Source organism: Allomuricauda sp. ANG21 (assembly GCF_040705235.1).
Lineage (GTDB): Bacteria > Bacteroidota > Bacteroidia > Flavobacteriales > Flavobacteriaceae > Flagellimonas > Flagellimonas marina.
The window spans coordinates 355,943-369,143 of record NZ_JBFCVT010000011.1 but is presented as its reverse complement, the minus strand read 5'-3'; the positions used below and the strand labels follow the sequence as shown (position 1 = coordinate 369,143).

Annotated in this window: 14 protein-coding genes; 8 read left to right on the top strand and 6 right to left on the bottom strand. The window is 41.5% G+C overall.

What is annotated here, in order from left to right:
• Positions 1 to 20: 20 nt before the first annotated feature.
• From AB1A65_RS10465 to AB1A65_RS10455, 3 genes are all read left to right on the top strand, one after another.
• Positions 21 to 665, top strand: coding sequence for a hypothetical protein (locus AB1A65_RS10465; RefSeq protein ID WP_366588684.1), 645 nt, complete (start codon positions 21 to 23; stop codon positions 663 to 665).
• Between the two features lie 23 nt (positions 666 to 688).
• A complete protein-coding gene (locus AB1A65_RS10460) occupies positions 689 to 1,060 on the top strand; it encodes a DoxX family protein (protein WP_366588682.1) in 372 nt (123 codons plus the stop codon).
• Between the two features lie 172 nt (positions 1,061 to 1,232).
• Positions 1,233 to 1,790, top strand: a complete 558-nt coding sequence (locus tag AB1A65_RS10455; protein ID WP_366588679.1) for an NAD(P)H-dependent oxidoreductase — start codon at positions 1,233 to 1,235, stop codon at positions 1,788 to 1,790.
• 71 nt (positions 1,791 to 1,861) lie between these two features.
• On the opposite strand, the gene acs is transcribed toward AB1A65_RS10455, so the two are convergent.
• From acs to AB1A65_RS10430, 5 genes are all read right to left on the bottom strand, one after another.
• Positions 1,862 to 3,769 carry an acetate--CoA ligase gene (gene acs / locus AB1A65_RS10450; protein WP_366588677.1) on the bottom strand — a complete coding sequence of 636 codons (1,908 nt, stop codon included), beginning with the start codon at positions 3,767 to 3,769 and terminating at the stop codon, positions 1,862 to 1,864.
• Between the two features lie 63 nt (positions 3,770 to 3,832).
• The gene (locus AB1A65_RS10445; protein ID WP_366588674.1) at positions 3,833 to 5,548 is read right to left on the bottom strand and encodes a sodium:solute symporter family protein; all 1,716 of its coding nucleotides are present in this window, start codon (positions 5,546 to 5,548) and stop codon (positions 3,833 to 3,835) included.
• Positions 5,549 to 5,568: 20 nt separating this feature from the next.
• Entirely contained in the window at positions 5,569 to 5,826 is a 258-nt protein-coding gene (locus AB1A65_RS10440; protein ID WP_366588672.1) for a DUF4212 domain-containing protein, read from the bottom strand.
• 72 nt (positions 5,827 to 5,898) lie between these two features.
• Entirely contained in the window at positions 5,899 to 6,858 is a 960-nt protein-coding gene (locus AB1A65_RS10435; protein ID WP_366588670.1) for a phosphoribosylaminoimidazolesuccinocarboxamide synthase, read from the bottom strand.
• A gap of 1 nt (position 6,859) precedes the next feature.
• Positions 6,860 to 7,816: a PhoH family protein gene (locus AB1A65_RS10430; RefSeq protein ID WP_366588668.1), complete on the bottom strand. Its 957-nt coding sequence runs from the start codon at positions 7,814 to 7,816 to the stop codon at positions 6,860 to 6,862.
• A 123-nt stretch (positions 7,817 to 7,939) separates the two neighbouring features.
• Here AB1A65_RS10430 and AB1A65_RS10425 point away from each other — a divergent pair, with 123 nt between their 5' ends.
• The 5 genes from AB1A65_RS10425 to dnaN all read left to right on the top strand — a co-directional run bounded on the left by AB1A65_RS10425 (position 7,940) and on the right by dnaN (position 12,703).
• Positions 7,940 to 8,770 carry an SAM-dependent chlorinase/fluorinase gene (locus tag AB1A65_RS10425; protein WP_366588665.1) on the top strand — a complete coding sequence of 277 codons (831 nt, stop codon included), beginning with the start codon at positions 7,940 to 7,942 and terminating at the stop codon, positions 8,768 to 8,770.
• Positions 8,771 to 9,073, top strand: a complete 303-nt coding sequence (locus tag AB1A65_RS10420; RefSeq protein WP_366588662.1) for an antibiotic biosynthesis monooxygenase family protein — start codon at positions 8,771 to 8,773, stop codon at positions 9,071 to 9,073.
• Positions 9,073 to 9,804 carry a gliding motility-associated ABC transporter permease subunit GldF gene (gene gldF, locus AB1A65_RS10415; protein WP_366588660.1) on the top strand — a complete coding sequence of 244 codons (732 nt, stop codon included), beginning with the start codon at positions 9,073 to 9,075 and terminating at the stop codon, positions 9,802 to 9,804. The genes AB1A65_RS10420 and gldF overlap by 1 nt, the downstream gene beginning before the upstream one ends.
• Entirely contained in the window at positions 9,801 to 11,465 is a 1,665-nt protein-coding gene (gldG, locus tag AB1A65_RS10410; protein ID WP_366588658.1) for a gliding motility-associated ABC transporter substrate-binding protein GldG, read from the top strand. Before gldF ends, gldG begins: the two co-directional genes overlap by 4 nt.
• Positions 11,466 to 11,584: 119 nt before the next feature.
• A complete protein-coding gene (dnaN, locus tag AB1A65_RS10405) occupies positions 11,585 to 12,703 on the top strand; it encodes a DNA polymerase III subunit beta (protein WP_366588656.1) in 1,119 nt (372 codons plus the stop codon).
• 54 nt (positions 12,704 to 12,757) lie between these two features.
• Here the strand turns inward: dnaN and AB1A65_RS10400 are convergent, their stop codons facing one another.
• Positions 12,758 to 13,117: a DUF4870 domain-containing protein gene (locus tag AB1A65_RS10400; RefSeq protein ID WP_366588653.1), complete on the bottom strand. Its 360-nt coding sequence runs from the start codon at positions 13,115 to 13,117 to the stop codon at positions 12,758 to 12,760.
• Positions 13,118 to 13,201 lie beyond the last annotated feature (84 nt).

The window sequence follows — 13,201 nt, the reverse complement described above, 5'->3', positions numbered from 1 at the left end:
TCCTCTCGGAATTTTGAAGCATGAAAAAAATAGTAATAATCACTTCACTATTAATTCTCGGATTTGCGAAGAACTCAAATGCGCAATTCACCCAGATAGAACTGTTCTCAGGCTTTGATAAAACGGATTTTACACTGTATTCAAGTTATCCAATCAATGCCAAAAATTCATTGAGCATTGCAACCCTTGCATTCTTTCAGAAATTCAACAAAAAAGAGAATGCGGATTTTGATGAGGTTGGTGTTCAACCCACGTTATTCTGGAATATCAATAAGACCATCTCAGTAGGGCCCTCGGTTTATTACAATAGCATTTCAGGGTATTCAGGGCGTTTGTCGGCTAAATTTACATTGAAAAGTTCCAGACTGTTACTTGTGGTCATTCCTACCGTGGGGCGCTATCAACAAACCAAAAATACTTATGCTGAAACCTTTGCGCAAATCCAGTTTAATACCCCTATAAATGATAAAATATCGCTATGGCTCAACGGTCAGTTTTTAACCGTCTGGGATGAGTTTAGGACACATTCAAGAAGTTTTCAGCAGGTGCGGGCGGGCGTATCATTCAATGGGCACCAATTTGGTCTTGGTGTGGACTTTGACGAGTATGGATCAAATCCTATAGAAAAATCATTATTCGGTGTGTATTACCGAAAAACTTTATAAACAATTATTAAATCTTAAACATTATGAAAAATTTAGTGCAAGTTTCACATTGGGTAGCCTATGCGTATTTGATTTATGCCTTTGGTTATGCGAGTCTTTTTAAAGTTTTCCAGAAGCAAAGTATGATGGACAACATGAGCAATTTTGGTTTCGGAAAAATATGGACCCTATTTATTGGTTATGGCGAATTGTTTGGAGTAATTGGTTTGGTTGTTGGGTTTTGGATGCATCAAGTTAAAAACCTATCGGTTCTATGGTTATTGCCATTCGCAATTGGTGCATTGATAACTCATTTCGCTCATAATGACTACGAATACTTTTACACTGCTTTGTATTGTTGCATTGCTTGTATTGTTGTACTAGGTACAGATAAAAATTTCAAAGTAATACTATAGTGATTTAATCTTCGAAGTTTTAAATAAACGCATGGTTTTTTCATGGACTGGTTCGAGAATCAATCTAGTGAAGATATCGAATATTCTCTTTTGGCAATCAGTCTTGTCTTAACCGCAGTAATAAATGGCATTATAAAATGGCCAATGGACTAATCTATTAAAAAAAACAAACATGAAAAAAATAATCACAATTGCAGGGAGCAATAGTCAAAAATCCATCAATAAAAGTTTACTGACCTATACCAATAGTTTATTGGAGAACGTAGAAATTATCACAATTGACTTGAACAATTATGTTTTGCCCATTTTCGGTGTAGATTTTGAAGTTGAAAATGGCATTCCAACTGCGGTTAAAAGATTAAACGAATTATTCAATACAGCGGATGGATTCATCGTATCCCTAGCTGAACATAATGGGTCTTACGCAGCGGTTTTCAAAAACACCGTGGACTGGTTATCCCGCTTAAATATGAAAATATGGAGAGACAAACCCATGCTCTTAATGGCTACATCACCAGGTGGCAGAGGTGGCGCAACCGTATTACAATCTGCGAGTACCTACTTCCCTTTTATGGGAGCTAGCATCACTGATACTTTTTCGTTACCCTCGTTCTATGATAATTTCAACAACGGAGAAATTAGTAATGAAAGTTTGAAAAAGGAACTTCAATCCAAGGTTGACAAATTCCAAATAACAATTGAATCAAGAAATCAACAATATCAAGTCTAGATGAATAAATCAAAAAAGACCATTTTAAAAATGGTCTTTTTCTTTATATCACTGTAACTTATATTACTAATCTATAAGCTTTCCTCAATAATTTGCTCTACCACCTCAGGGTTCAACAAAGTGGAAATGTCCCCCAAATTATCAGTTTCTTTAGATGCAATTTTTCGGAGGATACGACGCATGATCTTTCCACTGCGCGTTTTGGGCAAACCTGGTACAAATTGAATCTTGTCCAACTTGGCAATCGGACCAATGTGCTCCGTAATCATTTGGTTGATTTCCTTTTTTAGGTTGTCCCGGTCTCGGGATTCCCCTGTTTCCTTCAAAATCACATAGCCATATAGCGCATTTCCCTTTACATCATGGGGGAAGCCAACAATGGCCGATTCTGCCACTGCAGGGTGTTCGTTTATAGCATCTTCAATAGGTGCTGTACCTAGGTTATGCCCAGAGACAATGATGACATCATCTACCCTACCCGTAATACGGTAATAACCAACTTCATCCCTCAAAGCACCGTCTCCGGTGAAATATTTTCCTTCAAAAGCTGAAAAGTAAGTGTCTTTATAGCGTTGATGGTCTCCCCAGATGGTTCGTGCTATGGAAGGCCATGGAAATTTGATGCATAATCGCCCATCTACTTGGTTCCCCTTGATTTCTTTTCCATTTTCATCCATTAATGCTGGTTGCACTCCTGGCATCGGCAAAGTGGCATAGGTAGGCTTTGTCGGGGTTGAAAAAGGAATGGGTGAAATTAAAATACCTCCTGTTTCCGTTTGCCACCAGGTATCCACAATGGGACATTTTTTATCTCCAACATGATCATTGTACCAGTGCCAAGCTTCCTCATTAATAGGTTCTCCCACGGTACCCAAAACTTTTAAGCTAGAAAGGTCGTGTTTCGTCACAAAGTCCAAATTTTCCTTGGCCAAGGCTCGGATAGCCGTTGGTGCCGTATAAAATTGGGTGACTTTATGTTTTTCCACCACTTCCCAGAATCGACCAAAATCAGGATAGGAAGGGACACCTTCAAACATCACTGTAGTGGCCCCATTGATCAATGGTCCATACACAATATAGGAGTGGCCTGTAATCCAACCAATATCGGCCGTACACCAATAGATGTCATCTTCTCGGTATTGAAAAGCGTTCTTAAAAGTATATGCGGTGTACACCATATACCCGGCCGTGGTATGCATCATTCCTTTTGGACGTCCTGTAGAACCTGATGTGTACAAAATGAACAGTGGGTCTTCCGCTTCCATAATTTCAGGGACACAATCGGCATAGGCTTTGTCCAACAGTGGTTGTAGCCATTGGTCACGTCCTTCCATCATATCGATCTTCGCTCCAGTTCGCTTGGCCACCAATACACTTCCAATACCTGGGCATTGTTTCAATGCCTCATCAACAATTCCTTTTAGATCAATGGTTTTATTTCCCCTAAATGAACCATCTGAGGTAATGACAATTTTTGCTTCACAATCATTGATTCTAGTTGCCAATGCAGTGGATGAAAATCCTGCAAAAACAACCGAATGTATAGCACCTATTCGGGCACAGGCTAAAACCGATACCGCCAATTCGGGTATCATGGGTAAATAAATTACTACCCTGTCCCCTTTTTTAACGCCTTGATCCTTGAGGACATTGGCAAACTTACAGACTCTTTCATACAAGTCGTTATAGGTTATATGTTGTGCTTCTTCCTTCGGATTATTAGGTTCAAATAAAATGGCTGTTTTATCGCCTCTACTCCGCAAATGGCGGTCGATACAATTCTCGGTAATATTGAGTTGGGCACCATCAAACCATTTGATTTCAGGTTTTGTAAAATCCCATTCCAAAACCGAATCCCATCTTTTACGCCAGAAAAAGTGCTCCTCTGCCACTTCTTCCCAGAACGCCTCTGGGTTTCTTACGGATTTACGATAGACCTGAAAATACTCTTCCAAATGTTTAATATGGTAATTGCTCATTTAGTATGCTTAATTTTTAATGTGACTTTAAAATTATGAAAAAGGGTTCAATTTTTGGGTTTATCAATGTTCAACGGCTTCTCCAGCACCACTTGGAATACGGATATTTTCCACAATTTCCTGAACATCTTCAGGAGGATCATTGGTAAAGGTGTTCACTGCTATGGCCACAATAAAATTGACTAGCATTGCGATGGTCCCAAATCCTTCTGGCGAAATACCAAACCACCAATCACCTTGTAAACCAGCAACAGCTTCCTGTCCTCCATCAAAAATTCCGAATTTAAACTTCATCATGTAGAAAAGCATAAGACAAAGCCCTACTACCATTCCTGATATCGCCCCTTGGCTGTTCATCTTTTTATAAAAGATGCCCAAGATAATCGCAGGAAAGAATGATGCCGCCGCAAGTCCAAAGGCCAATGCTACCACCGCGGCCACAAAGCCCGGCGGGTTGATTCCAAAATACCCTGCAATGATTACAGCAACGGCAGCCGAAATCCTAGCCGCCCAAAGCTCTCCCTTTTCGGATAGGCCAGGATTAAGGACATTCTTGATCAAGTCATGGGATACGGACGAGGAAATGACCAACAACAATCCTGCAGCGGTTGACAACGCTGCCGCCAATCCACCTGCGGCAATTAAACCAATTACCCAAGCCGGCAAATCTGCTATTTCTGGGTTGGCCAATACCATAATGTCACGGTCCACGGTAAGCTCGTTTACTTCCGGTGCTGCCACATATTGAATTTTACCATCACCGTTTTTATCCTCATGGGCGATGAGTCCAGTGGTTTCCCATCGACTGAACCATTCGGGCATTTCATCATATTCTTTCCCGCTTACGGTTTCAATGAGGTTTGTTCTTGCGAATACGGCCACTGCCGGTGCCGTGGTGTACAAAATAGCAATGAACAACAAAGCCAGTCCCGCTGATTTTCGGGCATCCCGAACCCTTTTCACAGTAAAAAAACGAACAATTACGTGTGGTAGACCTGCCGTACCCACCATCAAGGCCAATGTAATGGCAAATATGTCGATTGTACTTTTTGAGCCCGAAGTATACTCCGCAAAACCGAGTTCGGTGGAGAGGCCATCCAATTTATCCAAAAGATAAGTTCCAGAACCATCAGATAAGGTGTCACCAAAACCCAATTGCGGAATGGGGTTCCCTGTCATCTGAATTGAAATAAATATGGCCGGTACCATAAAGGCAAAAATCAATACGCAATATTGTGCCACTTGGGTATAGGTGATTCCTTTCATTCCACCAAGGACGGCATAGAACAAAACAATCACCATACCGATGACCACTCCTGTGTTGATATCAACCTCCAAATATCTTGAAAAAACAATGCCCACACCTCGCATTTGACCCGCTACGTAGGTAAAAGAAACAATAAGGGCACAAAAAACCGCTACTACTCGGGCTGTTTTGGAGTAATACCGTTCTCCAATAAAATCGGGTACGGTGAACTTTCCAAATTTTCTAAGGTAAGGTGCCAATAACAGGGCCAAAAGCACATAACCTCCAGTCCATCCCATTAAATATACAGCCCCATCGTAGCCCGCAAAGGAGATAATCCCTGCCATGGAAATAAAAGAGGCCGCCGACATCCAATCTGCTGCCGTGGCCATTCCGTTGGCCAATGGGGAAACCCCACCTCCAGCTACATAAAATTCTTTGGTGGAACCCGCTCGCGACCAAATGGCAATTCCTATATACAGACCAAATGACAATGCGACCAATACATAGGTCCAAATTTGAACATCACTCATGATTGCGTTTTAGAGGGTTGTTATTCTTCGTTGTAGCCGTATTTCTTGTCCAATTTGTTCATGAGCCGAACGTATACAAAAATGAGGATTACAAAGACGTAGATGGAGCCTTGTTGCGCAAACCAAAAGCCTAGTTTGAAGCCGCCCATTCGGATGGTGTTAAGTTCATCAACCAATAGGATTCCAAAGCCGTAAGAGACCAGAAACCAGATTGCCAGTAAAATTGAGAGGTATTTAAGATTTTCTTTCCAATACTTTTTGCGAAGGTCGGTGTTCATTTGTTCGGTTTGATTGAAGAAATATATGAAATCCTCAGAAAAAACCATCAAAAATTGAAAAGACCAACACTTTTATGGAAGACTGTTCAAATAATTGGAAACATTGATACCAATGCGTTCATGGATATTGGACACATCTGCTTTTATGAAGTCTTCACCCGTAATGCTTTCATACAGTTCAATGTAGCGTTCTGAAACGGATTCGATGTAATCATCACGCATTTTTGGGACAGTTTGTCCTTCCAAACCTTGAAATCCATTGGAAATCAACCATTGGCGCACAAACTCCTTGGACAATTGTTTTTGTGCTTCACCTTTAGCCTGACGTTCTTCATAGCCATCAGCATAGAAATAGCGTGAGGAGTCTGGTGTATGGATTTCATCAATTAAAACGATTTCGCCTTCCTTGGTCTTCCCAAATTCGTATTTGGTGTCCACCAGAATCAATCCACGCTTAGCAGCAATTTCGGTTCCTCTTTGGAAAAGCGCTTTGGTATATTTTTCCAAAACTTCATAATCGGCTTGGGAAACGATACCTCTTTTTAGAATGTCCTCTTTGGAAATATCCTCATCATGGTCTCCTTTTTCTGCTTTGGTGGCTGGAGTAATAATGGGTTCAGGAAATTTATCGTTTTCTTTCATCCCTTCGGGCATGGGTTCCCCGCATAACATTCTTTTACCCGCTTTGTATTCGCGTGCAGAGTGACCGGAAAGATACCCGCGAATCACCATTTCAACTTTAAAAGGTTCGCAAGCTTTCCCAACAGCAACATTGGGGTCTGGCGTGGCCATCAACCAATTGGGTACAATATCTTCTGTGGCCTGCATCATTTGGGTGGCAATCTGGTTCAGAATCTGGCCTTTATAAGGAATACCTTTGGGCATGACAACATCAAACGCAGAAAGACGATCTGTAGCCACCATCACCAAAATATCATTACCTAAGGTGTAAACCTCTCGTACTTTTCCTTTATAGACTGATTTTTGACTCGGAAAATGAAAATCCGTGTCCATAAGCGTGTTCTGCCCCATCTTAAAATTGGTTTTGGTGCTCTATGTTCTTGTATGCGTCGATGACTTTCTTGACCAGTTTGTGACGAATCACATCCTTATCATCCAAATAAATAATGCTGATGCCATCCACATTTTTAAGGATAAGCAAAGCCTCCTTCAAACCAGAAATCACCCGTCTTGGCAAATCAATTTGGCCAGGATCGCCGGTCAGTAAAAATTTGGCATTCTTGCCCATTCGGGTGAGGAACATTTTCATTTGGGCGTGGGTGGTGTTCTGGGCTTCATCCAAAATCACAAAGGCATTGTCCAACGTACGACCGCGCATAAAGGCCATGGGAGCTATTTGAATGGTCCCATCCTCAATATACTTGGCCAGTTTTTCTGCGGGAATCATATCGCGGAGTGCATCGTACAATGGTTGCATGTACGGGTCCAATTTTTCCTTGAGGTCGCCAGGAAGAAATCCCAAATTTTCCCCAGCTTCCACCGCAGGTCGGGTTAAGATGATTCTACGCACCTGTTTTTCCTTCAACGCTTTCACGGCCAAAGCCACTCCAGTGTACGTTTTCCCAGTACCTGCAGGCCCAATGGCAAAGACCATATCGTCTACCTTACAGGCATCCACCATTCTACGTTGGTTAAGGGTCTGCGCCTTTATCAATCGCCCACTAACACCGTGCACTAAAACATCACCACTACTTTTGGAGGCTGTTTCTTCTTGCCCATCGGTAGTAAGGACACGCTCAATCATGTTTTCATCCAGTTTGTTGTACTTGGCAAATTGGCTAGTGAGCATGTCGAACCGTTTGTCAAACTCTTCCAAGAGTTCTTCATCACCATAGACTTTAATTTTGCTACCTCGGGCAACAATCTTTAGCTTTGGGAAATATTTTTTTAGAAGTTCAATATTCTCATTCTGTTGCCCAAAAAAGTCTTGTGGGCTGATATCCGTGAGTTCAATGATCAGTTCGTTCAAAAAATGCGGGGTATTTTATGTTGTTTTTACAAGAATTGTATTCTTTCTTTTTTAGTGTAATTTTACTTCACAAACTTAACCAAAAATCAATTTGAGCAGCGAAAAACATATCAACAGTATTGCATGGCAATCATAACCTTAACTACAGATTTTGGATATAAAGATCACTTTGTTGGTGCCGTGAAAGGGACTATTCTGAGTAACCTTCCCGATGTGAACCTTGTTGATATTTCCCATGCCATTAGTCCATTCAACATTCAGGAATGCGCTTATATCCTTAAAAATGCCTATCGTTCCTTCCCAGAAGGGACCGTACATATTGTTGGGGTAGACTCTGAACTTTCCCCAGAAAACCAGCATATTGTGGTTCAAGTGGACGGCCATTATTTTGTGAGTGCCAATAGCGGGGTGATTTCGTTGATTACTTCTGAGATAAAACCTGAAAAGGTAGTAGAAATACAAATTCCCAATGTGGTCTCTGGTTCATTCCCTGTACTGAATGTCTTTGTTCAAGTGGCCTGCCATATTGCCCGTGGTGGAAAATTGGAGGTCATTGGAAGACCTTTTGATGAACTCCGTGAGCTCAGGGAGTTTGAACCTAGAATCATCAATGAGGGAAAAACCATTTCTGGGAATGTTATTTATATTGACAACTATGGCAATGTGGTGACCAATATTCAACGAAGTCTTTTCAACGCCTACAGAAATGGTAGAGCTTTTGAGATAAATGCACGCACCACCAAGATCAAGGAAATCCATAGTAGTTATAATGGCATCATCCATTTTGATTTGGATAAAAGCCAGCGAAAAGGACCCGGCGATGCTTTGGCCTTGTTCAATTCGGCAGGCTATATAGAGTTGGCCATTTATAAAAGTGACCTGAATTCGGTAGGTGGAGCTTCCTCCCTTTTAGGCCTGAATTATAGGGATACCGTAACTATAAATTTTCTATAAATGTTGATACGTATTGTGAAACTCACTTTTAAACCCGAAAATATTCCTAGTTTTGAGCGAATTTTTAAAGAATCAAAAAACGGAATCTTGGCGTTTGAGGGCTGCAATTTGGTAGAGCTGTACCAGGACCTCAAAAATCCTTGTGTGTTTTTTACGTATAGTTTTTGGGAAAACGAATCGGATTTGGAAAGATATCGGACATCGGATTTTTTTAAAGGTGTGTGGGGAACCACCAAACAACTGTTCAGTGAAAAACCCGAAGCTTGGAGTGTCAACAAAGTTGAATCAACAAACCCATCTTAATGTTCGCGATTTTTAAGAGAGAGGTTCGGTCATTTTTCACTTCGCCCATTGGGTATTTGATCATAGGGTCATTTTTGTTGCTCAACGGGCTTTTTCTATGGGTTTTTCGAGGCGAGTACAACATCTTTGACTATGGCTTTGCCGATTTGGGCAACTTCTTTTTGCTGACTCCCTGGATTTTCATCTTTTTGGTTCCGGCCATCACCATGAAAAGTTTTTCCGATGAACGCAAAATGGGGACTTTGGAACTGTTGCTGATTAAACCCATTTCGGTTTGGAAATTGGTCTTGGGCAAGTTTTGGGGTGCTGCGTTGCTATGCATCATTGCCGTGATTCCAACTATAATCTATGTTTTCACCATTTCCAATTTGGGTATGATTGAGGGCAACTACGACCTCGGGATGGTTCTCGGTTCCTATTTTGGACTCTTATTTTTGATTTCGACCTATACGGCGATTGGGCTGTTTGCCTCTACCCTATCGGATAATCAAATCATAGCCTTTTTAGTAGGTATTTTGTTATGTTTTTTGATGTTCAACGGATTTGATGCCGTTTCTTCACTGTTTTCAGATGGGGAGTCCCAGCAATTGATTCAAGGAATTGGAGCAAAATCCCATTTTGACAGTATCGCAAGAGGCGTCATAGATACTCGGGATTTGGTGTATTTCATTTCAATGACACTACTCTTTTTATTCCTCACATTTCAACGCCTAAAACAACTGCCCCGATGAAAAAGTTTCTTATTTCAGTAGTCGTGGCACTTGTTGCCGTTGTGGTAGTAAACATCTTGGCTAGTTTTGTGTACACACGTTTCGATTTAACCGAAGACAAACGCTATACGCTATCCCAACCTGCCATTGACGTTGCGCAAAAATTTGATTCTCCCGTGGTGATTGATGTGCTTTTGGATGGGAATATTCCACCCGAGTTTTCCAAACTCAAGACTGAAACCATTCAACTGCTGGAATCCTTTGCTTCCAAAAACAAGAACATTACCTATAACTTGGTTGACCCGCTGGAAGATGAAAGTCTGGCCCAACAGACCATTGCAGAACTGCAAAGCTTAGGGCTTCAACCTGCCAGTGTAACCGTTGAGGAAAACGGAAAAGTTTCACAAGAATTGGTCTTTCCGTGGGCCATGGTAAACCATGGTGACCGAACCGTAAAAGTGGCCCTCCTTAAAAATAAAATTGGGTCCTCTGCGGAGGAGCGCATCAACAATTCCGTGCAACAATTGGAATATGCCTTCGCCGATGCCTTTACCAAATTGAGCATCACCGAGAAGAAAAGTATCGCCGTCATTAAAGGTAATGGGGAACTCCAAGATAGGTATTTGGCTGATTATTTGACCAGTATTCGCGAGTACTACAATATTGCCGCCATTACCTTGGATTCCGTGGCTTCTAACCCTCAAGATGTGTTGGACCAATTGAAAAGTTTCGATATGGCCTTGATTGCCAAGCCTACCGAACCATTTTCCGATCAAGAAAAATATGTGATGGACCAATACGTGGTGAACGGAGGGAAATCCATCTGGCTGGTAGATCAAGTGGCCATGGAGATGGACAGCATTCTAGCGGGCGGTGGAAGCGCCTTTGCCCTGCCCCGAGAGCTAAATCTCAAGGATTTCTTCTTTAAATATGGGGTTCGCATCGATCCCGTATTGGTAAACGACCTATACTTCACCCAAATTGTTCTCGCCACAGGAGAAGGAAACGATTCCCAATTTGACCCGGTTCCGTGGTATTACAATCCTATGGTGTTTTCCAAAAACAACCATCCCATCAATACCAATATTGAGGCGGTTCGGTATCAGTTTACGAGTCCAATGGATATTTTGGAAAATGATTACGACAAGACGGTCCTTCTACAAAGCTCTCCGCTGTCCAAAACGGATGGTACTCCACGACAAATCAGTCTGGACATTTTGAACAATCCACCTGACCAAGAAACCTATACTCCAGGAAATATGCCTTTGGCTGTGCTGATCGAGGGCGATTTTGTCTCGATGTACAAAAACCGGGTAAAACCCCTGAAATTACAGAATACCATCGAGGAAGGTACTGCCAACAAGATGATCGTTATTTCGGATGGGGATGTCATCAAAAATCAACTGCGAAATGGCAGACCACTGGAATTGGGGTACGACAAATGGACCAGTAGTTTCTATGGGAACAAGGAATTTTTGGTCAATTGTACCAATTATCTTTTGGACAACGCCGGACTTATAAACATTCGAAGCAAAAAAGTATCCATCCCGTTATTGGATGTGAAGAAAATCGCTACCGAAAAAACCAAATGGCAAATCATAAACATTGGTGTGCCAGTTATATTGACTTTACTTTTTGGTGTTTTCTTCGGCTATTACAGAAAGCGAAAATTTGCGGCTTAAGTGTTGATAAATTTGTTTCTTTGCTTCGCCGTTTTAAGATATATTTGTTTTTATCGATTTATACGCCCAGTTTTACCGACTTCAAGTCAAATGGGCAACAATACTAAAGGATTTCTTTGATGAAGTTTATCGTATCCAGTACATATTTACTGAAACAATTGCAGGTTTTGGGAGGAGTTATCAACAATAGTAACACGCTTCCCATCCTAGATAATTTTTTGTTTGATTTAAAACAGAACCAACTTACGGTCTCCGCATCAGACCTTGAAACCACCATGAGCTCCGTTCTTGAAGTGGATTCCGATGCCGAAGGTACCATTGCCGTACCAGCTCGTTTGTTGTTGGACACGCTAAAAACGTTTCCAGAACAGCCCCTCACCTTTGTGGTAGAGGACAATAATACGGTTGAAATCAGCTCCAACCATGGTAAATATGCCTTGGCGTATGCTGATGGGGCCGAATTTCCCAAAGCAGTGGAAGTTTCAAACCCAAGTTCCACCACTCTTTTAGGCGATATATTGGCCACGGCCATCAACAAGACCATTTTTGCAGCGGGAAACGATGACCTTCGCCCGGTGATGAGTGGTGTTTTCTTTCAATTTTCCCCCGAGAATTTGACTTTCGTGGCTACGGATGCCCATAAACTGGTGAAATATCAGCGTCAGGATGTAACGGCTTCGCAAGTTGCGGAATTTATCATGCCGAAAAAACCATTGACTCTTTTGAAAGGGATTTTGGCTGGTTCTGAATCTGAAGTGACCATTGAGTACAACGATAGCAATGCCAAGTTCATTTTTGACAATTCAGAATTGATTTGTCGCTTGATTGATGGCAAATACCCAAATTACGAAGCGGTAATTCCAAAGGAAAACCCCAACAAACTGACCATCTCCAGAAATCAGTTTTTGAGTTCGGTTCGTAGGGTTTCCATTTTCTCGAACAAGACCACACACCAAATCCGGTTAAAGATTGCCGGGGCCGAATTGAATATCTCGGCTGAAGATGTGGATTACAGTAACAAGGCGGAAGAACGTCTTTCCTGTTCTTATCAAGGTGACGACATGCAGATAGGGTTCAATTCGCGCTTCTTGTTGGAAATGCTCAACAATCTATCTTCGGATGATGTTTCATTGGAAATGAGCTTACCCAACCGAGCTGGAATCCTAACGCCCATTGATGGCTTGGACGAAGGCGAACACGTTACCATGTTGGTGATGCCTGTGATGTTGAATAACTAAATACTAAAACTATACGTTTAAAAAGCTGGAGCTATATGTTCCAGCTTTTTTGTTTTATAAAAATCGTATTGTCATAAAATAAGAGGGTACTTCACCATTCGAAGCCTTCACAGCGTTTACTATTGGCAAAACAAACCCCAATATACCTGTTGCAATTAAGCCCAAAATCCCCAAGCCCAAAAGCAGAATGGCCGGGATACTTATAACAATGTACAGAATAAGACTCAATTGCAGATTGATGATGGCCTTGCCATGTTCATTCATTCCTTCAACCTTGTCTTTTGATGACAACCAAATGATCAAAGGAACAATAAGACTTCCAAATCCAATAACATACGATAATAACTGGGTCAAGTGGGTGATGGACAACAGTGTGCTGTCCTTTCGCATAACATTTTGATTAACAACTTCCATTTTTTGATTGATTTTGATGATGTACCCTATTAGTAGATAATATTGCCAAATTGTTACAGCTTTCCGCTAATTTGTACTTTTGCC

Bases quoted from the DNA above. Each gene is read 5' to 3' on its own strand.
- AB1A65_RS10465 (WP_366588684.1), top strand. From the start codon at position 21: ATGAAAAAAATAGTAATAATCACTTCACTATTAATTCTCGGATTTGCG.
- AB1A65_RS10460 (WP_366588682.1), top strand. From the start codon at position 689: ATGAAAAATTTAGTGCAAGTTTCACATTGGGTAGCCTATGCGTATTTG.
- AB1A65_RS10455 (WP_366588679.1), top strand. From the start codon at position 1,233: ATGAAAAAAATAATCACAATTGCAGGGAGCAATAGTCAAAAATCCATC.
- acs (WP_366588677.1), bottom strand. From the start codon at position 3,769: ATGAGCAATTACCATATTAAACATTTGGAAGAGTATTTTCAGGTCTAT.
- AB1A65_RS10445 (WP_366588674.1), bottom strand. From the start codon at position 5,548: ATGAGTGATGTTCAAATTTGGACCTATGTATTGGTCGCATTGTCATTT.
- AB1A65_RS10440 (WP_366588672.1), bottom strand. From the start codon at position 5,826: ATGAACACCGACCTTCGCAAAAAGTATTGGAAAGAAAATCTTAAATAC.
- AB1A65_RS10435 (WP_366588670.1), bottom strand. From the start codon at position 6,858: ATGGGGCAGAACACGCTTATGGACACGGATTTTCATTTTCCGAGTCAA.
- AB1A65_RS10425 (WP_366588665.1), top strand. From the start codon at position 7,940: ATGGCAATCATAACCTTAACTACAGATTTTGGATATAAAGATCACTTT.
- AB1A65_RS10420 (WP_366588662.1), top strand. From the start codon at position 8,771: ATGTTGATACGTATTGTGAAACTCACTTTTAAACCCGAAAATATTCCT.
- gldF (WP_366588660.1), top strand. From the start codon at position 9,073: ATGTTCGCGATTTTTAAGAGAGAGGTTCGGTCATTTTTCACTTCGCCC.
- gldG (WP_366588658.1), top strand. From the start codon at position 9,801: ATGAAAAAGTTTCTTATTTCAGTAGTCGTGGCACTTGTTGCCGTTGTG.
- dnaN (WP_366588656.1), top strand. From the start codon at position 11,585: ATGAAGTTTATCGTATCCAGTACATATTTACTGAAACAATTGCAGGTT.
- AB1A65_RS10400 (WP_366588653.1), bottom strand. From the start codon at position 13,117: ATGGAAGTTGTTAATCAAAATGTTATGCGAAAGGACAGCACACTGTTG.